The sequence below is a fragment of the Mucilaginibacter sp. L196 genome (assembly GCF_009765905.1).
Taxonomy (GTDB): domain Bacteria; phylum Bacteroidota; class Bacteroidia; order Sphingobacteriales; family Sphingobacteriaceae; genus Mucilaginibacter.
Window position 1 is genome coordinate 978,648 of record NZ_LMUO01000015.1, and the last position, 20,967, is coordinate 999,614.

Here is a 20,967-nt window from a genome sequence, read left to right on the forward strand (position 1 = left end):
TCAGTCAATATTAAAATAGCTTACTATGTTTTTAAAACGATTTTTCCCAACCATGGCTATCTGCGTATTCGCAACGCAGGTGTTTGCAGGTATCGGTCATAAACAGTCTGCATCTGTGCCATCATCGGGCATCGTCAGTATCGGCTATGGTAGCCATGAGGTTATCCGCTATTCGCTGCAAACCGGCACGCTGGCAGTGTACCACCAGGGCAAACCGGTAATGTATAACATAGAGGCTATAGTAAAGGCGAACAACAAAACCTACTCCTCAAAAGATTATACCGAACGTAAATGTAGTTCATGGGACATCTCAGATGGTTTCGGAAAAGGTAAGAAGTATATGATCACGATGCGTAGTCCTGGTTTGCCGGTGATGACGCAGATATTCTATACTTATGCTGGTCGTGATTATTTCCTCACCAGTGTGTGGCTTGCTGGTAAAAAACTGTCCAGCAATTACATGGCACCGCTGCAGGGAGATTTTGCGCCGCTCACTGGCGATGTGCGCTCGCTTTTTGTGCCTTTTGATAATGATACTTTTATCAGCTACGAGTCCCGCGTGTTTCAGCCGTTGGCCGAGATTACCAGTGCCGAGGTGGGAACCGTTTTTAATAACGGGCAACGTAATGGTTTTGTATGGGGATCGGTGGAGCATGGAGTTTGGAAAACAGGGGTGAGGACGCAAGCTGGAAAGGCTGGCGGACAAATCACAGTATGGGGTGGCTATACCGATGAAAAAGTTAACCGCGATCCGATTGAACATGGCAAAATATCGGGTGATGTGATCAAATCGCCCCAAATATTTGCAGGCTATTTTGCGGATTGGCGCGACGGTATGGAGGATTATGGCAAAGCCAACCGCATTGCCGACCCTCCTTATGTGCATAACTGGACAAAAGCCACACCTGTAGGCTGGAACAGTTGGGGGGTAATGCAGGACAAGCTGACCTATGACAAAGCTGTTAAGGTAGTTGATTTTTTTGCCGACAGCCTGAAAGGTTTCCGATTGGGTGGTACCGCTTTTATCGATCTGGACTCGTATTGGGATCATATGGTAAAAGGGAGCGATTACAGTCAGTTGAAGCAATTTGCCAATTACTGTAAAGCAAAAGGTTTGCAACCTGGGGTTTACTGGGCGCCTTTTACCGACTGGGGCGACAAAGGAGTACCCGGAAGGAAGGTGGAGGGCAGCGACTATACTTATGGCGAATTATGGACAAAGGTAAACAACAGCTATCATGATCTTGACGGCGCGCGCGCCCTTGATCCTACCCATCCCGGCACGCTGCGGCGGATAGATTACTTTACCCGTATATTTAAAGATTGTGGATTTAAGATGATCAAGATCGACTTTTTGGGCCATGCCGCTATTGAAGCCAATCATTTTTACGATCCTACGGTAACCACCGGGATGCAGGCATACCGTAAGGGTATGGAATACCTTGTTAATAAATTAGGGAGTGATATGTTGATCTATGCCGCTATATCGCCAAGTATGGCCACCGGGCGGTACGTAAATAGCCGCCGTATTGCGTGCGATGCTTTTAAAACAATTGAACATACACGATATACCCTCAACAGTGTCACCTATGGCTGGTGGCAAACCCGGCTGTATAACTATATAGATGCCGACCATGTGGTTCTTGACCACCAAAGCGATGGTGAAAACCGGGCGCGGTTCCTGTCATCTATCATAACCGGAACTTTTATAACTGGTGATGATTTTTCTGAGTATGGTCAATGGTCGGTTAAAGCCAGGCAATGGTATCAGGATCCGGCCTTTCTGGCAATCGTAAAAAATGGCAAGGCTTTTATGCCGCTGGAAGGAAATATCGAAAAAGGGGCTTCCAATGGATTTTATCGGAAGATAGGTAATGCGCTTTACCTGGCACTTTTTAATTACGATCAAACCCCACTGAATCTTAAGGTAGATTTTAACCGCATAGGCCTATCTCCCAATCGCTCTTATGAGGTAACTAACCTCTTTACTCAAAAAAGCACAAAATATTCACAAGCTGTCAATGAACAATTAGGCGGGGCGGACGCTGTTCTGCTAAAGATTACTACAGCACACTAAAGCTGTTCACGAATGTTGTTTTAACTGATTAACATATTCAGTCAGAGTCTAATTTTATTTAGGAATGTGACTAAACCTTATGCTGATATTGATGGAAAATTTAAGGAGGTGGGGTTCACAATTGCCCGATCTTTTGATTTGAATAATGCAATTAGTGCGAAGGTTGGTTTTCCTATTTTTCTACCAGGGTAACATTAACGCCCTTATCTTCCAATAGCTTAATTGTGGATGGCGCTATACCGTTATCGGTTATAATATGTTGAATTTGTTCCAATCCGCATATTTTGCCCAGTCCGCGTTTGCCAAATTTTGAACTATCAGCCAGTACAACCGTAATTTGTGCCGCATCTATCATTTTCTGATTCAGGCGGGCCTCCATCAGGCTCGTAGTAGTAAGGCCCATTTCCAGGTCAATCCCATCTACCCCTAAAAAAAGCATGCTGCATGATACATCTGCCAGAATCTGCTCGGCATAAGGGCCCATAACCGATGATGAGTTTTGCCTTAACTGACCGCCAAGCTGCAATACATCTACATGCAGGTGACTGGATAATTCGAGTGCAACGTTCAGTGCCGAGGTAATTACCGTAAGGTGTTTCTCCGGGTTGATTGACCTTGCTAATGCCAGCATGGTGGTTCCCGATGCAATAATAATAGAATCGTTATGCCCGATCATTTTTGCAGCCGCCTTGGCTATCAGGTGTTTTTCATCGGCATGAAGCTGCTCTTTTTCGGCAACAGGTTTATCGTTTATATATGGGTTGGTTTTTGAGCCCCCGCCATGGGTGCGGAACAACAGGTTTTTATCTTCCAGCAATTTCAGGTCCTTACGAATGGTTACGTGCGAAACGTTCATTTCTTTGCTAAGGTCCTGCACATTGACAAAACCTGCATCCTGTAATTTTTTTAAAATATACTGATGTCTTTCGGTAATACTTTTCATGTGCTGCTGTAAAACGTGTTGTTGTTAATCCAAAAATACGAATAAGCCCAGTCTTTTCGACATATTTTTTTAAATAGATAAAAAAACGAAACTAAAAAAATGTTTCATATTATTATTTATTTGTTATGAAAGGTTTGTTTTAATTAAAATAATGAAACAAAATAGATTTTTTTATAAATTTTTAACAAAAATAGCTTTCTTTATATTTCGATATTGTTTCTTTATCTTTCGTTTTATAGATTTGATTGATCAAAACGAAATGATTGTTTCGTTTCGACTAAATATTTGAAAAAGATCATGGTAGCAATCGAAAGAAATAAAATAGTAGCTGCAATAGGCGATGCAGATAAAGTGTGGGATGTAATTGTTATTGGCGGTGGTGCCACCGGGCTAGGTACCGCGGTTGATGCTGCATCGCGCGGGTACCATACCCTTTTATTGGAACAGGCCGATTTTGCCAAAGGCACCTCAAGCCGTAGCACCAAGCTGGTACATGGCGGGGTGCGTTACCTTGCACAAGGCGATATTGCGCTGGTTAGAGAAGCCTTATATGAAAGAGGCCTGTTGCTTAAAAATGCGGCTCACCTGGTAAAAAACGAATCGTTTATTATCCCTAATTATGAATGGTGGGGTGGTGCTTTTTACACGATAGGCTTAACCATATATGATCTGTTGGCTGGAAAACTGGGTTTTGGCCGTGCCAAACATATCTCAAAAAAACAGGTGATCAGCAGGCTGGCTACTATCCAGCAAAAAAGTTTATATGGTGGGGTAGTTTACCACGATGGCCAGTTTGATGATGCCCGCCTTGCTGTAAACCTTGCCCAAACAGCTTTAGAGCAGGGGGCAACGGTACTTAACTATTTTAAGGTGGTTAACCTTCTTAAAAACAGTAATGGTAAAATTAGTGGCGTTACTACAACTGATATAGAGACCGGAATTAGCTATACGCTAAAAGGCAAAACCATCATTAATGCCACGGGGGTTTTTGTTGATGAAATTTTAAACATGGACAAGCCCGAAAGAAAGCCAATGGTGAGGCCAAGCCAGGGTGTGCACATAGTGCTTAATAGGTCTTTTATGCCTGGTGAAGATGCATTGATGATCCCTAAAACAGATGATGGCCGTGTGCTTTTCGCTGTTCCATGGCATGATAAGCTGGTGGTTGGTACTACCGATACCCCTATTGATGAACACAGCCTTGAACCAAAGGCATTGCCCGAAGAAATAGATTTTATTATGCGTACTGCTGCCAAATATTTAACTAAGGCACCTAACCGAAAAGATGTGTTGAGTGTATTTGCAGGTTTGCGCCCGCTGGCGGCTCCTGAAGATGGATCATCAAAAACCAAAGAAATTTCCCGCAGCCATAAACTGATTGTTTCTGATTCAGGGCTGATCACTATAACCGGGGGTAAATGGACAACCTACCGCCGCATGGGCGAGGATACCGTAGATAAAGCCATTGAAGTTGGCGGCCTAACCCCTTATTCAAATAAAACTAAAACATTGCAGATACATGGCAGTAAAACAGACGTTGACCGTAACGACCATTTATATGTTTACGGCAGCGACGAAGTGGCGCTACTTGCCTTAGGAAATGAAAACCCCGAATGGAAGGAAAAACTGCACCCACGCATGCCATACATAAAAGCCGAAGTAATATGGGGCGTAAGATATGAAATGGCCCGTAAGGTAGAAGATATTTTAGCCAGAAGGGTACGTGCCCTGTTTTTAGACGCCCGTGCTGCAATTGATATGGCGCCGGTAGTGGCTGGCCTGATGGCTATCGAACTGCATAAAGACGAAGCCTGGAAAGAAGAGCAGGTAAGCACCTTTATAAAAATGGCTCAGACCTATTTGTTAGAGCCATACCAACCAACAACCTGAACTAAACCTATTATATATTAAACCACGAATAAACGTTAAAATTATGGAAGAGTACATTTTAGCCCTCGATCAAGGCACCACAAGTAGCCGGGCCATTATTTTTGATCACGATGGAAAAATAAGATCTGTTGTGCAAAAGGAGTTTAAACAGATTTTCCCGCAATCCGGATGGGTTGAGCATGACCCGAATGAGATCTGGTCGACCCAGGCAGGGGTAGCCGCTGAAGCAACCGTTAAGATGGGAATTAACGGTACCAACATAAAAGCGATAGGCATCACCAATCAGCGCGAAACAACTATTGTTTGGGACAGAAATACCGGCGAGCCGGTTTATAACGCTATTGTTTGGCAAGACAGGCGCACCGCAGCTTTCTGCGATCAGTTAAAAAAAGATGGAAAAGAGGCTATGGTACGCTCCAAAACGGGGCTGGTAATTGATTCCTATTTTTCGGGAACAAAAATAAAGTGGATACTGGATAATGTAAAAGGCGCGCGCGATAGAGCAAATGCCGGTGAACTGGCCTTTGGAACCGTAGATAGCTGGCTGGTATGGAAATTTACCAGGGGCGCGGTACACGTTACCGATGTGACCAATGCGAGCCGTACCATGCTTTTTAACATCCGTACACAACAATGGGATGATGAATTACTGGCTATGCTTGATGTTCCGAAAAGCATGTTGCCTGAAGTAAAGCAATCGAGCGAAATTTACGGCGAAACAGCCACTACTATATTTGCCTCAAAAATACCAATAGCGGGTATAGCCGGCGATCAGTCTGCCGCGCTTTTTGGCCAAATGTGCATTGAAAAAGCCATGGTTAAAAATACCTACGGCACAGGTTGTTTTATGTTGATGAACATAGGTGATGAGTTTATTGAATCAAAAAATAACCTGCTAACTACTATTGCCTGGAAAATTAACGGAAAGATTCAGTATGCTTTTGAGGGAAGCATATTTATAGGCGGCGCTGTTGTACAATGGCTACGCGATGGTTTGGGTATTATCAAATCGTCATCAGAAGTTGAAGCTTTAGCCTTAAGCGTGCCGGATACGCAGGGGGTATATTTTGTACCGGCTTTTGCTGGTCTGGGCGCTCCCTATTGGAAACCGGATGTACGGGGAACTATTGTAGGTTTAAGCAGGGGGACCACATCGGGCCATATTGCCCGTGCGGCAACAGAGTCCATCGCTTACCAAACCATGGATGTTTTAAAGGCAATGGAAGCCGATGCGGGGATGGAAATAAAAGAATTGAGGGTTGATGGCGGCGCAACAGCAAATGACCTGTTGATGCAATTTCAATCAAACTTGCTTAACTGTAAGGTGATAAGGCCTGTTATAGTTGAAACTACGGCCCTGGGCGCGGCTTACCTGGCCGGGCTGGCAGTTGGATACTGGAAAAATGTTGAGGAGATTCAGCAGCTTTGGAAATCAGAAAAGGAATTTATTCCTAAAGAGGATCTGCCAAATATTAAAAAGGGAATCCTTGGATGGAAAAAAGCCATCCACGCTGCACAATCCTGGTGTGACGAAATTCCGGAAGAAGAATTGGTTTAGTGTTCAACTTTTAATTTTATTGAGATGTCTCCATTTATTGCAGAATTAATTGGCACTATGCTAATGATACTCTTAGGCGATGGCGTAGTAGCCAACGTAGTTTTGAAAGATACCAAAGGAAGTAACAGCGGCTGGATAGTTATTACCACCGCCTGGGGTTTGGCAGTTTTTGTAGGGGTTACAGTTGCCGGCCCTTATAGCGGTGCGCATTTAAACCCGGCCATAACCATAGGCTTGGCCATTGCAGGCAAATTTGCCTGGGCACAGGTATTGCCATATATAATTGCTCAGTTTTTAGGTGCTTTTATGGGCGCATTTTTAGTGTGGATAATGTATTATGATCATTTTAAACGCACTAATGACCCCGCTTCTATTTTGGCGGTTTTTTGTACCGGCCCGGCAGTTCGCAATTATATATCAAATATATCCAGCGAAATCATCGGCGCCTTTGTACTCATATTTACCGTTTTTTATATTACTGGGGCCGAGATAACACCAACTAAAACACCCATAGGGCTGGGTTCAGTTGGGGCGTTGCCGGTAGCTTTATTGGTATGGGTAATAGGATTATCATTAGGTGGTACAACCGGCTATGCTATTAACCCCGCGCGCGATTTGGGTCCGCGCATTATTCATGCCCTTTTACCAATGAAAAATAAAGGAGGTAGTGACTGGGCCTATTCGTGGATCCCTATTATAGGGCCACTTATTGGGGTAACCATAGCCGCTGTACTCTATCTCCAAATCCATGGATAAATAAAAAAAGAAACATCATGAAAAATATAAGGAAAGTTAGTCTATTGGCTATACTGGGGCTATGCCTTTGTCTTCATAGCTGGGCCCAGGATACTACAGCACGAAAAAAAGACACATTAAACGTTAAAAAGTATAACCCTTTTGATATTAATTTACAGGTACGTAACTTGTATATATGGCGTGGTTTCAGGGTTTCAAACAGCCCAATTGCCGATGCAGACTTCCATTACAGTACCCGCGACGGCAACTTTGCTGTTGGCCTTTGGGGCGGTGAAAGCTTTGACGGTGTGTACCGGGAGTTTGATTACTATGTAAGCTATAAAACATCGGGTTTTAACTTTTCGGTTTGGGATATTAATAATTTCACCAATTACCCCAATGCCAACCTGTTTAATTATAACCCGGCAAGCACCTCGCATTTTATTGATGTAACGGCGGGTTACCAGTTTGGCAATTCGTTCCCGTTAAGTATTAACTGGAGCACTATTGTGCAGGGGCGTGATACCTACACCAAAAGCAATGGCCAACTAGCCAATGCTTACTCCAATTATGTGGTGCTTGATTACCGCATCTGGAAGGAAGGCACTTCTGATCTGCATATTTTTGCCGGCGGTGGTTTTGCTTTTGGCCGTGACGAGAATTTTTATGGTTCGAAGCCTAATATTGTAAATACCGGGCTAACGCTTAATAAAGATTTAAAGATATTTAGCTATCATTTACCGCTCGCGGCTACAGCAATGGTTAGCCCTGAACATAAATATGGGGCTTTGCAACTTGTGTTCAATGTATTTTAGCTAGGAAACTTTAGCCAAGGTTCGAACCTTTTTTATGAAACGTGACATAAGTAATTGGTAGTAAATTGTGATAAGGATAAAAGAGAGCTAGATACTTTATATCTAGCTCTTTAAAATTAGCTGTAGGGGAAGAACCTCGAACCTTAGAGATTTGAAACGATTAGTGAACTTTTAGGTTTTTAAATTTTACCGGACAGTAATAGTTTGCAAGTTCATGGATCACTATGCTTGTAGATTGCATCTGCATTAAAAAAGCCACTCTACTTTCGTAAAGCGGCTTAGTAGCCCGTCGGAGAAACTTCTCGAACCTCTTTTAGTCGATTTACTGCTTTTGGCCGCGTCTTAAATTTAATTATACATTTTAATAATTTAGATAACTCTTCCCATAAACGGGTCGCTGTAAGTTGATTTGCCATTTTCAACCCGGCCCGCGTATCTTTTTTCAAATGATTCATGACCTGCAACTTTTATACTGAAGTCATACCAGTTAAAGTTTTTTTTCAGGTTCAAAACTATTTTTTCTTCACCTGAAGAAGGAATCAACTTGATAATAGCACTGCTTTTATAAGCATTATCATGTATTTCAACTTGCTGTGGTTTACCAGTCTTATTAACTAATGTTAAAAGTACATTGCCTGTTAGCTTGTTACTGGTAAGTTCATGCTGATACTCAACATGTATTTTTACCGCGGGATCGTTGGCATTACCTTTAAATTCACGATAAAAACCATTTGGCCCGTAAACTTTTAAATGGTAATGTTCATCAGCAAACTCATTAAGTGGCCAGGTATCGGCAAGCCTATCGCCGGCAGTTAAGCCATATGCCCAGGTACGAACGTTGCCGAATGTAGGTTTATCAGTATTTGCCTGTAGGTATTTGCCCGGGGCATACACGTTAAAAGGCGCACCTGTGGCTCGGCTGCCAAAAGCTTTATTCCCGGCCTTAAAATTTATTTCAAACGATTTTTTATCAGCATTTAATTCACCGTCAGCATATAGTTCATAGGGTAAAGCGCATGATGGTTTTATGCCTTTTTCCTGCTGCGGCATATACGGCGAAGAAACAGGGCTATGATTAATCTGTGTTATCTCCTCGGTGGTTAGTAATTTATAATCCGATGGCAGTTTTTTAAACTTAGCATTGGTTATATTTTCAACAAACGCGTCTTTTTTTACAAACTCTGGCTTTTCAATTTCGCTGCCATTATATGGCCTAAATACCGATGTAAGGTTCCCGCATATAGTCCTTCTCCAATCGCTTATGTTAGGCTCAATAACCTTCTTGCCTGTTTTTTTGCTTAAAAAATCTTCAAGGAATTGCAAGGTAGAAGTGTGGTCAAAAACCTCAGAATTCACCCAACCACCTTTACTCCACGGCGAGGCGATAACCATAGGTACCCGGAACCCCAATCCGATAGAGCTTTCGCGATCATATTTCTCCGGGAAATCTTTTCTTTCGTTTTCCTGGTCAACAGTTACAAATTCTACTCGGGTATCAATTCCATTGGATACTAAACCTGTTCCTTTTTTATGGGAATGCGGTGCTACAAAAGGTGGTACATGGTCAAAATAGCCATCGTTTTCATCGTAAGTAAGTATAAATATGGTCTTTTTCCAAACTTCAGGATCCTTGGTAAGGATACCCATCACTTCAGATACATACCAGGCACCATACCAAGCCGAGGCAGGGTGGTCACTAAAGTTTTCGGGCGCGGTAACCCATGATACAGTTGGCAATTTGCCATTATTTACATCATCCCTAAATTGGTATAAAACATCGCCTTTAGGTATTTGTACCTCGCGTTCTGTTCCGTTATCATCATACTTTAAAGTAATTAAGGTATGGTAGTCAGGATCGTTTTTATTAGTATCAAATGCTTTTAAATGAATGCTTTTTGCTCTCTCAGATAGGTTTGCGAACTCATCGGGTTTAGCGCTTGCTTTTTCTTTCTTAAAACCATCCAAGTATTGCTTCATCTCTTTCAACTGGATCTTGTAGTGGTCAATATGTGCATCATTCGGAGGTAAAGCGTCAATTTTCTTTTGCAGATCCTCGATCATTACAGGCAACTGAACTAAGCGCTTATCTAAAGCTTCAATATGTTTTTGGTGCAACCGGATATTGTATTGCTCAAAAAACTCTAATGGGTTATCCTGGAAGTTGGATAGCCAGGGGTCCTGTTCACCCTCAAAGCCTACGTCAATACTCATTTCATTTTGGTAGCATTTCCATGATATGCCGTGGTCCTCTAAACGTTCCGGGAAAGTAGTCCATTTTAAAGTGCCATAATCCATATCATCGTTCCACACATTTGCCCGTGAATTTTCATTTTGCTCTTCCCTTATGGTTCCCGTCCAATAAAAAAGCCTGTTAGGATTGGTACCTGTTAAAGCCGAGCAAAAGTTCTGATCGCAAACAGTAAATGCATCAGCGAGTGAGTAATAGAAAGGAATATCTGATCGGTTATGATAGCCTAATGTTAAAGGCATATCGCTGTACTCTTTAATACTATTCTTTTTTTGAATCAGCCACTGGTCAAATTTGCCATCATTACGGGAGTTTACCTGGTTAGCCCATGAGTGCGGTAACGAACTCATCCACGTAGCTTTTGTGTTATTGATATCCAGGTGAAAGGGGGCATAAGTTTCGCCTTTTTCGTTGGACTGCAACCAAACTTTATTTCCATTTGGCAGATCAATAGCACGGGGATCATTAAAACCCCTAACGCCTTTTAAAGTGCCGTAGCAATGGTCAAAAGAGCGGTTCTCCTGCATCAGGATAACAATATGCTCTGCGTCCAGATAAGTGCTGCCTTCGGGTGCATTTATAGCTAATGCTTTTTGTATAGAGGCCGGTAACATGCCAACAGCACTTGCCGCGCCGGTAAGTAATGCTGCTTTTTTCAGGAAATCTCTTCTGTTATCCATTGCTGATATTTAAAAAATGGGAATTTAATAAGATTTAATATCTTTTTATCTGGAGCCGATAAACTGTTCGCATAAACCAAACGACAAGGTCATGCCGTTACCGCCTACGCCATTAATAACAGTTACACCCGGTTCAATTTCTTTTATCAATTCTGTTTCACCATTCATCATTTTAGGGTAGATGCCATGCCATGATTGAAGCAGTGTCCAGTCCTTGAAGCTAGCGAAGGTGTGTAAGTAGTCTGTTATCAGAGTATTAATAAATTGTTTGTCAAAAGGATCATGTACCAGGCCATATTCATGCGAATCACCGATTGTCAGTTCGCCACTGCCATTTTGTGAAACCATAACATGTATACCCCACTTTAAATAAGTAGCATATTGCTCTTCATAGCGTTTGCGTAAAGCAGGCAAAGACGCGGCTGCTTGAAAACCGGGGTAATGTATCATGGATAAACCGCCGCATAATGATGGACCAATTCTCCATTCATCAGGCTGGGTTACTAAACGCATCATTTGCAGTTTGCATTTAGATATATCAAGGCTTAAAAATAATTCAGGATAAAGTGTTTCAAAATCCGCACCACTGCAAACAAAAATCTCATCTGCCTCCCATACCCTCTTCCCTGATAATACTTTTGGATAGCTAATGTCGCTGATGGCTGTATTCCAGTGAAATTCCACATCATATTTTGCCGCAAGATATTTTGCTACTTGCCCTACCGCCACTCTTGATTCTACGATCATTTCTTCCGCGCTCCACAAAGCACCTTTTAAACCATCCGGGTTAATAGCGGCCGATTTAAGCATAGCCCCCTGCGGATTAAGCAAACTGCAGTCACGGTATAGATGATTTACTTCAACATACTCTTTTATTACCTGCAATTCATCATCATGATAGGCGAGGTGTAAAGAGCCTACCTCATTATGCCATATGTTAGCTTCTGTACATATTTCTTTCCATATACTACGCGATAGCATTGCCCTATCAAATAACGGGCCTGTTGCCTGTCCAATGGGCCAAATCATTCCGAAATTACGGATCGATGCGCCTACAGCCTGTTCGTTGCGCTCAAACACGGTTACTTTATAACCACGTATAGCTAATGCCCTTGCTGTTGCCAGGCCCACAATGCCAGCACCGATAATTATTGCCGATTTTTGTTTCATAATATTGAAATATCAACGTTTTTGTATCCGTATTTTTGTTTACGGGCAATATGTAAAAAGTAAAGAAGGGACAGAATTGCACATGCACCACCTACAATAGCTACGGTCATTACGCTTTGCTGGAAAAACGTTCCCCAGCTAATATTTGGCCTGCCAATTTCTTTTATCAGTAAAATACTTACGCTGCCTAAATATCCCATAGAGTCAGCAACATAAATTAAAAAACCAACATTGCCTTTGTAGTGATATGATGCCAGCAGGCGCTCAAAAAACACGGCATTATACGGCACATAGCCAAAATATAAACCTAAGCCCGCCAGTGTCATCCACGTCATGGGGTCGATCAGTTTTAAGCTGAATAAAACTGTGCCAACGCCAATAATTATACAACCGCCAATTATCATAAAATGTATAATGCTAAAGGCTTTAAGATTTTGTTTTACAAGGATGAGTAAACTCATGGCAACTAATACCACTACCGAAATTATAGAATCGATCTGGGTAAATATGGCGTTGTTTTTAACGCCAAGGCTTGCCCATATTTCCACTTCAAAATTGTCTCTCACATCCCGCATGATAGTTAGCAAAACGTATATAATCAATGTTAAAATTATCCCCGGTAAAAACCGGATAAGAAAATCTTTACGTTCGGCGGCATCCATGGGCAGGCGCTTGGTCCTTAGTTGTATATCATCAGCTGTAGGCGGTGGTATTAATTCAAGGCAAAAAACAAACAGCAGTAATGGCAACACAAATAATGCACCGGTTAAAAATGGCATTTGAAATTCGCTGATGTGAAATGAACTCATTAGGGTACGTGCTATAGTTTTTACAAAGCCGGAAGCAAAAATGAGGCTGATAGACAATACAGCAGCCATAAATTCGGTTGATTTACGTCCTTCAAGATAACTAAAAACAAGCCCCCAAATAAGTCCCAATGGGAATCCATTTATAAATAGAAAAATGATATTGTATGGTGCCGGCACTATCGCGAAGCATAATAACGCCAGCCAGGCAATGCCTATTAATACCAATATACTTTTTGCCCGCTGGCCCGGTTTTAATTCCGCTATAAACTTTATTCCATAAAACTTACTTAAGGTGTAGCCTATTATTTGTGCAATTACCAGCCAAACTTTATAGTCGATATGAAAATATTGTTGCCCGGTAAATGTTCCGGCTGCATATGCTTTGCGAAAAGCATACATGCAGGTATAAGCGCCAAATGATGATAATGCAGCTAATACCGATACCAACCCATAAGGCCACCTGGTAACTTTCGCGCGCAGTTTTTCCATGTTTACGAGGATTATTCGTTAATAATGGTTAGCACTTCAGCTATATCATCAATAATATGGGTAGGCTGGTAGGGCTCGAGCGCTTCGCGGGTAAAGCTGCCTGTTGTTACTCCAATAACATATTTACAACCTGCATTTCTGCCTTCATTTATATCAACCTCGGTATCGCCAACCTTTGCAACTTCGCTACTATCAGTAATGCCGAACTCCTTCATCATTTTTTGGATCATGTACGGGTGTGGGCGGCCGCTCTCTACTTCGTCTGATGCAATAAGGTAATCGATAAGGCCTTTTTCCTGCCAATGCAACCGGTTAATAATAGTATCGGCAATAGCACGGGTAAAGCCAGTGTTAAGGCCAACTTTAATGCCTTGTTCATGTAGTTTTTTAAAAGTTTCTTCGGTGTGAGGAAAAACTTGTATCTCGGCCGAGTCCCTGTAAAACGATATCATGTGTTTAACAAAATCGCCGTGGATCTCATTGATCAGTTCTTCGGTTATTTTGCTTTGGTCCGGCGCGCTTTTTAATAGTATTTGTATGGCTTCAATTTTTTTGTAACCCATTACAAGAGCAACTTCATTAATTGGAACTTCGTAGCCATGATTCTTAAGCGTTTCTCTAAAAGCGTTCATAACACCAATTTCATCCTGAATTGTGGTGCCGGCAATATCAAAAACAACTAGTTTTATCGACATAATAAATTTAATAAATGTTCAGCAATACTAAACTTAGTTTATTAAAAATAAACTAAGTTAATATTAATAAACTATTAATATTATCAATGCAAATCAGGATAGAGAAAGCGTTGGGCTATTTTTTCTCTTCGAAAAAGTAGATCACCAAGATAGAAGCGGTTTCGGTGCCTAGGTTTTTTGGTGTATGTGGTAGCCTGCCGTCAAATAAAAGAGAGTCACCCTTTGAGAGATTGATGACCTGATCATCGAAATGGTAAGCGATTTCGCCGGATAATATATATTTATACTCAAATGCTTCAGTTTCTACCATTGGCCTGCTGGCATCAGGTTCAAGTTCAAGTATTACTATATCTACTGTGGACTGGGTAATAAACTGAGTAAACACGCGCTGGTAATGGAAGCCTGTGGCGTGTTCTTTTTCAAAATGCTCATATTCATTTTTCCGTTTTACTAATATAACCGACTGTTTGCTTTTGTTGTGTATATCCTTGAAAAAGACGTTCAAGTCTATATCAAGCGCTTTTATAATATCAATCAGCACAATAAGCGATGGTACAGTCCGACTGTTTTCTATTTGTGATATAAGCCCCTTACTTACATTGGCGCGTACTGCAAGTTCCTGCACGGTTATGTTTTTTTCGCGGCGTTTTTCTTTAATGTGGTTGCTTATCTGTATAATAATATCTTCTTCCATTATCGTATTATATGTTGCAAAGTAAATATTAGTTTTTTTGTACAAATATCTTATTTGTTAATAAATGTTAAACCATGTGTTGTTTTAATTAATGATGAAAATTTAACAATTAGCTAATTTGAATGCGCTTTTTTTGCTAAAATTCATTTCTATGCAACCGTCATCTAGTTTAGTCAGAGTAAACAAAATCTTTTCCCTGTATGAAAAATATGGCGATGAAGATTATATAGGCGAGCCCGTTTCGCAATTAGAGCATATGTCGCAGGCTGCTGCGCTAGCGCAAGCCGAGGGATATGATGACGAAGTAATATTGGCAGCATTTTTTCATGATATAGGCCATTTATGCGCAACAGATGGAGAAGCAGAAAGTATGGATGGCATGGGTAATGTTGATCATGAAAAACTAGGGGCAGATTATTTACTGCATTTTGGTTTTTCTGAAAGATTAGCATCTCTTGTAAAGAGCCATGTTGTGGCTAAACGCTATTTGACCTACAAATATCCAGAGTACTATAATAAATTGTCCCAGGCAAGTAAAACAACACTTGAGTTTCAAGGTGGTGTGATGAGTGCAGATGAAGCTATTGCTTTTGAGGCAAATCCTGATGCAGAACTAACTATTAAGTTAAGATTGTGGGATGACGCGGCTAAAGAAATGAATATACCGGTAAATAATATCCCATATTTAAAGTCGTTAGCTATCAATCATTTAGATAGCAATAATTAGCCTTTTTTTAATCAATAATAACTTATTGTAAGCCATTTGTAACGCTCCTGTTACCATAGTTCTATCGGCTTAACATCTTCTACATATAATCTTTAAGATAGGATAATATAAACTTAGTTTACTAATAATAAACAAAGTTTAGTATTGCTGCATGAATTATCCTTCTTCAAAATTAAAATTTAGCAGATGAAACAAAGTTACAAACTATTGCGAGCCGTTTTTACGGTGGTGTTATTCTGTATTACCCCATCACTCCTGTGGGCGCAAACAAAAATTTCGGGTACAGTAACCGACGATACCAAACAGCCCTTACCCGGCGTGACTGTAAAAGTAGCAGGTACTATTAAAGCCAGCACTACCGACGTTAACGGGCACTATTTATTATCAGCCAGCAAAGGGCAAAAACTATCCTTCACTTTTGTTGGCTTTGACAAGCAAGAGATTGTAGTTGGCGATGAACCTGTTATAGATGTTAACCTTAAAGGGAGCAGTAAAACATTAAATGAGGTGGTAGTAACCGCCCTGGGCGTTAAAAAAGAAGTGCGCCGGATAGGTTATGCTACGCAAACTGTACAAGGCAGCGATCTTACAACCGCGCGCGACCCTAACCCTATTACCGGCTTAACGGGTAAAGTCGCAGGTTTATCCGTAGGGGCATCGGCAGAATTACTTGGCGTGCCTAGTGTTTTAATGAGAGGAGATGCTGTTACGCTATATGTAATTGACGGTTTTCCGATCAATACGGATACGTTTAACCTTAGTCCCGATGATATTGAAACAATCACTGTATTAAAAGGACCCGCCGCAGCGGCTTTATATGGTAGCCGTGCGCAAAATGGTGCCATATTAATCACCACCAAAAAAGGTGATAAGAACAAGAAAGGCTTTACTGTTGAATTGAACAGTAGCACTGAAATAAATAAAGGTTTCCTTACTTTCCCTAAAACACAACACTCATACGGCCCGGGCGAAAACGAGTTTTACGAGTTTGTTGATGGTAAAGGTGGTGCACCGGGTGGTGTAGATAGTGATTATGATATCTGGGGCCCATATTTTGCAGGTCAGCTCATCCCACAATTTGATAGTCCTGTTGTTAATGGGGTCCGTCAAGGGACACCGTGGACGGCCCGCGGAGCTAACAATCTTTCTGATTTCCTGCAAACAGGTTTTCAAACCAACAATCAAGTTGCTTTATCAGCCAATGGTGATAATTACACAACCCGGTTTTCATTCTCACAGCAACATCAGCAAAGTTATATTCCTGACGAATACCTGGATATTGCTAATGTTAATCTATATGCTTCTTTTAATCCGAGCAAACGTTTTAAAATTGAAGCGAACGTTGATTACAATAGGCAAAGTACTGATAACTATCCCGATGTTACTTATGGCCCTAACAGCTTAATATACAATTTAGCTATTTGGACAGGGGCTGACTGGAGTGTTAATCAGCCAATAATTAAAGCTGTATGGCAGCCGGGCAAAGTAGGTGTACAATCAGAGTTTGAGGAATATACCAGGTATCAAAACCCATACTTCATGGTACAGGATTGGACACGCGGCCACTATAAAAATGATTTTGATGGATACTTATCAGGAAACTTTAAAATTGATGATCATCTTAATGTTACTTTAAAAAGCGCTATCGATACCTATAACTTATTACATACTGAAGATATGCCTTATTCTGCCCACCCCTATGGTCGTGAAGGCAATATGGGTGATTATCGTGAAGATCGCCGCGATTTGTTTGATAACAATACAGAGGCTTTATTAAACTACGATTATACCGTTAAAAAGTTCCTTAACCTGTCGGGTTTGGTAGGTGGGAACTTTCGCGATTTTTCTTACAACTCAAGCTGGGTATCAACCAACTATTTAAATGTACCCGGTGTTTATGCATTCAGTAACTCCGAGAACGCACTACAAGCCACAAGCTTTAGCTCGAATATGATGGTAGCGAGTGCTTTTTATTCATTAGATGCAAGCTTCGGTAAATACGCGACTATTTCGAGCACTGGCCGCGTTGACAAAACATCAGCATTCCAGGTGCCAACTACTTATTACTACCCAAGTTTATCTTTAGCGTCAGTAGTTTCTGATTATATTGAAATGCCGAAGTTTATTACTTTCCTAAAAGTAAGGGCATCCTATTCAAATGTACGTGCCGACGAAACAAGCCCAACCATAGGCCCTGCACCATTTAGCTCAATAACAGCTTTTGGAGGCAGCACTGGGCCGTCACTATATGACAATCCACTCGATTACGGCGCTACATATCTGTCGCCATACAATGGGCCAAACTATGCGCTAAATCCATCTTATTCTACAAGTAAACCTTACAATAACCAAACAGCGGGTTATTCCACTACCTCACTATATCAGTCAAATATTCAAACATCAACCCGTGTTAATTATGAAGAAGGATTTGATGCTAAATTTTTGCAAAACCGTTTAGGGTTAAGTGCAACAGCATTTCAATACATTGATGGACCTCAAATTTTAGCAAACCCTGTAGCAACTTCAACCGGTTACACAACTGAATATCTGAATGCTTTAAAAACCAGGAAAACCGGTCAGGAAATTTCTTTAAACGGTATACCGGTTAAGTCTACAGATTTTACCTGGAGTGTATTGGTTAACTGGTCGCGCTACCAGCAGTATTTTGAAAAGCTGCCTCCTGGGCAAACCTCATATGCTTACAACGGTGGATATGTAAGCGTTGGCGATCGTACAGATGAATTTTTTGGTACCGCATTTGTTCGCACTGCATCCGGCCAAATTATTAATAATGCCAACGGCACACCAATGGTTAATCCGGTAAATCAACTTTTGGGAAATGCTAATGCTGATTACAGCTGGACAATTGCCAATAACTTTACTTATAAGCAGTTCAATTTTGGTTTTCAGTTTGATGGGTCAGTTGGTGGGCATATGATAGATTATATGCACCTGAAAACTACTGTTGGTGGTTCAAATGCGATAACTGCTGAAGGTGCAATTGGTGCGGCGCGCTATCAGGACTGGTTAAACTATGGAAAAGCGGGCTATAATGGTACATATGTTGGCCCCGGGGTAGTAATATCTAACGGTGTTGCTCCTAATTACGATTCAAAAACAGGGCAAATACTTAATTACGGTAGTTTGCAGTTTGCACCAAACACGCAAACGGCGTTTATCCAGGGGTATGTTAGCTCATATTACAATGTTGATGAAGCTAACCTGATGAGTAAAAGCTATGCAGAACTTCGTGAGGTAACATTTGGCTATTCATTTCCCAAAAAATGGTTGGAGAAATCTTTCATATCTACAGCCTCAGCTTCTATATACGGTCGTAATTTATTATACTTCTATGCTAACAAGGAGTTTGAAGACGTGGATCTAAACCAATATAATGGCACTTCGGGTCAGTCTGTACTACAATCACCTACCATACGTAGCTATGGCATTAACTTCAAATTAACATTTTAATCAAAAGAGGATAAATGATCATGAAAAAGATATTAATAATTTATTTTCTGCCGGTAATAATCTTGCTGGCAGTAAGCAGCTGCAAAAAAAGTTTTATCGATGATACTACCAATAACAATTTACCCAACAGTGTATCTGCATCTTTGCTTTTAACAGGGGTACTAACCAATATGGTTGATTTGCCCGATGGTGCTTACAGCAGTAGTACACAAAGCAGTATGGTATATCCCAATGCATCAAATAAAGATGAAATATGGGGGCAGTATTACATTTATAACTATGATTATTATGGTAATAATACCTATGATTTTGATTCGGGTGCTGACTACTATTCTACATTAACAAACGTTTTGGCAATGGAAAGTAAAGCAACTGCTTCAGGCGGAGCCGCTGTTAATCCATACGAAGCAATGGGCAAATTTTTCAGAGCGTATTTTTTTAGTAAAATGAGTTTGGAAAGAGGGGATATCCCGATGACACAGGCTTTACAAGGCCTTACCAACCTTACCCCTGCGTATGATACTCAGAAAGCAGTAATGCTGCAATCATTGGCATGGTTAGAAAGTGCTAATTCTGATCTTACTCAACTAATTGCTAACCCAAGTGTGGGGGGAACTGGTTTAGGGGCAACATTAGGTGGCGATATATTTTATGGAAATAGTTTAACTCAATGGCAAAAAGTAGTAAATGCCTTCAGAATTAGATTGCTGATTGAATTAAGCAAGCAATCTGCTGATCCTGATTTAAATGTTCCGGCTCAATTTGCTTCGATTATTGGCAACCCTACTAAATATCCGTTAATGCAAAGCGCTACAGATAACCTTCAGTATACATTTATCTCAACAATTAACACTAATTACTATCCGCAATACCCTGATATTTTTGGTCAGAGTGGTTCAAGGCAAAACATGTCTCAAACTTATGTTGGCCTGCTTGATTTATTGCAGGATCCGAGGATTTTTGCTGTTGCAGAACCTTCACGTTACCAGGTTGATACATTGCATCAAAGCCCTACAGCATTTTCATCATTTGCAGGTGCAGATCCGGGATTAGATTTGGGTACAATGTATAGCAATGCAGGGCTGCAACGCTACTCATTTATCAATAGGAAACGGTATTACTCAACTTATACAGGAGAGCCAAGCATACAAATTGGTTACCCGGAGCTAATGTTTAATATTGCTGAAGGTATTAACCGCGGTTGGGCAAGTGGTAATGCCGAAACTTATTACATAGCAGGTATACAAGCCTCAATGGCATCTTACAGCATCCCGACTACCGGAACATATACTGCGTATTTTTATCATCCAGCGGCAAGCTCAACAACTGGTGTTGCCGATTTAACAAATTATGATACTTACAACATAAATGTTAACTGGAGTACTTATTATGCCCAGCTTAATGTACAATATGCAAGTGGCGCACTCGGGTTAAAACAAATTTTGCAGCAAAAGTATATTGCATTATTCCGTCACTCGGGCTTAGAAGCATATTTTAACTATCGTAGAACAGGGGTGCCTAATTTTACAACAGGGCCTGGTACTGATAATGGGCAGCGGATTGCTACAAGATTTCTTTATCCTTTAAGTGACAGAACCGGAAATACCGCAAATTACGAAAAGGCTTTAGTCAGCCAATACGGTGGTAACGATGATATAAACGGGGTTATGTGGCTCCTTAAATAAATTTATCGGTTGATTGTTTTTAACAAAAGCGGGGTTTAGCTCCAGTTATGGTCGGAAGATTTTTTCTTCCGACTTTTTTGTTTCGAAAGCTAGTCGGTTGTATTTGGTTTCATCTTATTTGTTAATTATCTTAATTTCTGATAATCAATAATATAATATTTAGGGGCCGCTGATTGCAAAGTTGTCTATGACTAGAGTTTTACATCGAACTAATAGAATAACTAAGCAATCCGCGTTTTTTACTTAACATAATATCGGATTTTTAATAAAGCTGAGCTGGC

Annotated in this window: 14 protein-coding genes; 8 read left to right on the top strand and 6 right to left on the bottom strand. The window is 40.9% G+C overall.

Annotated features, from left to right (window positions below):
• Nucleotides 1-25 precede the first annotated feature (25 nt).
• Nucleotides 26-2,077, top strand: coding sequence for an alpha-galactosidase (locus GSQ74_RS14985; RefSeq protein ID WP_158994656.1), 2,052 nt, complete (start codon nucleotides 26-28; stop codon nucleotides 2,075-2,077).
• Nucleotides 2,078-2,249: 172 nt separating this feature from the next.
• On the opposite strand, the gene GSQ74_RS14990 is transcribed toward GSQ74_RS14985, so the two are convergent.
• Nucleotides 2,250-3,020 (bottom strand): DeoR/GlpR family DNA-binding transcription regulator, encoded by a 771-nt coding sequence (locus GSQ74_RS14990; RefSeq protein ID WP_158994658.1) that lies wholly within the window; start codon nucleotides 3,018-3,020, stop codon nucleotides 2,250-2,252.
• A gap of 297 nt (nucleotides 3,021-3,317) precedes the next feature.
• On the opposite strand from GSQ74_RS14990, the gene GSQ74_RS14995 reads away from it, so the two are divergent.
• From GSQ74_RS14995 to GSQ74_RS15010, 4 genes are read left to right on the top strand one after another with little or no spacing between them, the layout of a single operon-like run.
• Entirely contained in the window at nucleotides 3,318-4,910 is a 1,593-nt protein-coding gene (locus GSQ74_RS14995; protein WP_158994660.1) for a glycerol-3-phosphate dehydrogenase/oxidase, read from the top strand.
• A gap of 43 nt (nucleotides 4,911-4,953) precedes the next feature.
• Nucleotides 4,954-6,468 carry a glycerol kinase GlpK gene (gene glpK / locus GSQ74_RS15000; protein ID WP_158994662.1) on the top strand — a complete coding sequence of 505 codons (1,515 nt, stop codon included), beginning with the start codon at nucleotides 4,954-4,956 and terminating at the stop codon, nucleotides 6,466-6,468.
• A 24-nt stretch (nucleotides 6,469-6,492) separates the two neighbouring features.
• Nucleotides 6,493-7,224, top strand: coding sequence for an MIP/aquaporin family protein (locus GSQ74_RS15005; protein WP_158994664.1), 732 nt, complete (start codon nucleotides 6,493-6,495; stop codon nucleotides 7,222-7,224).
• 17 nt (nucleotides 7,225-7,241) lie between these two features.
• Nucleotides 7,242-8,018: a hypothetical protein gene (locus GSQ74_RS15010; protein WP_158994666.1), complete on the top strand. Its 777-nt coding sequence runs from the start codon at nucleotides 7,242-7,244 to the stop codon at nucleotides 8,016-8,018.
• A 369-nt stretch (nucleotides 8,019-8,387) separates the two neighbouring features.
• Here the strand turns inward: GSQ74_RS15010 and GSQ74_RS15015 are convergent, their stop codons facing one another.
• The 5 genes from GSQ74_RS15015 to GSQ74_RS15035 form a co-directional block, all read right to left on the bottom strand.
• Nucleotides 8,388-10,946, bottom strand: a complete 2,559-nt coding sequence (locus GSQ74_RS15015; protein WP_158994668.1) for a phosphocholine-specific phospholipase C — start codon at nucleotides 10,944-10,946, stop codon at nucleotides 8,388-8,390.
• A 45-nt stretch (nucleotides 10,947-10,991) separates the two neighbouring features.
• Complete coding sequence (locus GSQ74_RS15020) at nucleotides 10,992-12,116, bottom strand: TIGR03364 family FAD-dependent oxidoreductase (RefSeq protein WP_158994670.1); 1,125 nt, start codon at nucleotides 12,114-12,116, stop codon at nucleotides 10,992-10,994.
• The gene (locus tag GSQ74_RS15025; protein ID WP_158994672.1) at nucleotides 12,113-13,414 is read right to left on the bottom strand and encodes a DUF5690 family protein; all 1,302 of its coding nucleotides are present in this window, start codon (nucleotides 13,412-13,414) and stop codon (nucleotides 12,113-12,115) included. Before GSQ74_RS15025 ends, GSQ74_RS15020 begins: the two co-directional genes overlap by 4 nt.
• A gap of 11 nt (nucleotides 13,415-13,425) precedes the next feature.
• On the bottom strand, nucleotides 13,426-14,109 hold the full coding sequence (locus GSQ74_RS15030) for an HAD-IA family hydrolase (RefSeq protein WP_158994674.1): 684 nt from the start codon (nucleotides 14,107-14,109) through the stop codon (nucleotides 13,426-13,428).
• Nucleotides 14,110-14,224: 115 nt separating this feature from the next.
• Complete coding sequence (locus GSQ74_RS15035; RefSeq protein ID WP_158994676.1) at nucleotides 14,225-14,803, bottom strand: helix-turn-helix domain-containing protein; 579 nt, start codon at nucleotides 14,801-14,803, stop codon at nucleotides 14,225-14,227.
• Nucleotides 14,804-14,954: 151 nt separating this feature from the next.
• Here GSQ74_RS15035 and GSQ74_RS15040 point away from each other — a divergent pair, with 151 nt between their 5' ends.
• The 3 genes from GSQ74_RS15040 (at nucleotide 14,955) to GSQ74_RS15050 (ending at nucleotide 20,686) form a co-directional block, all read left to right on the top strand.
• Complete coding sequence (locus GSQ74_RS15040; RefSeq protein WP_158994678.1) at nucleotides 14,955-15,530, top strand: phosphonate degradation HD-domain oxygenase; 576 nt, start codon at nucleotides 14,955-14,957, stop codon at nucleotides 15,528-15,530.
• 186 nt (nucleotides 15,531-15,716) lie between these two features.
• The gene (locus tag GSQ74_RS15045) at nucleotides 15,717-19,001 is read left to right on the top strand and encodes a SusC/RagA family TonB-linked outer membrane protein (protein ID WP_158994680.1); all 3,285 of its coding nucleotides are present in this window, start codon (nucleotides 15,717-15,719) and stop codon (nucleotides 18,999-19,001) included.
• Between the two features lie 20 nt (nucleotides 19,002-19,021).
• A complete protein-coding gene (locus GSQ74_RS15050; protein WP_158994682.1) occupies nucleotides 19,022-20,686 on the top strand; it encodes a SusD/RagB family nutrient-binding outer membrane lipoprotein in 1,665 nt (554 codons plus the stop codon).
• The last annotated feature ends 281 nt before the right edge of the window (nucleotides 20,687-20,967 follow it).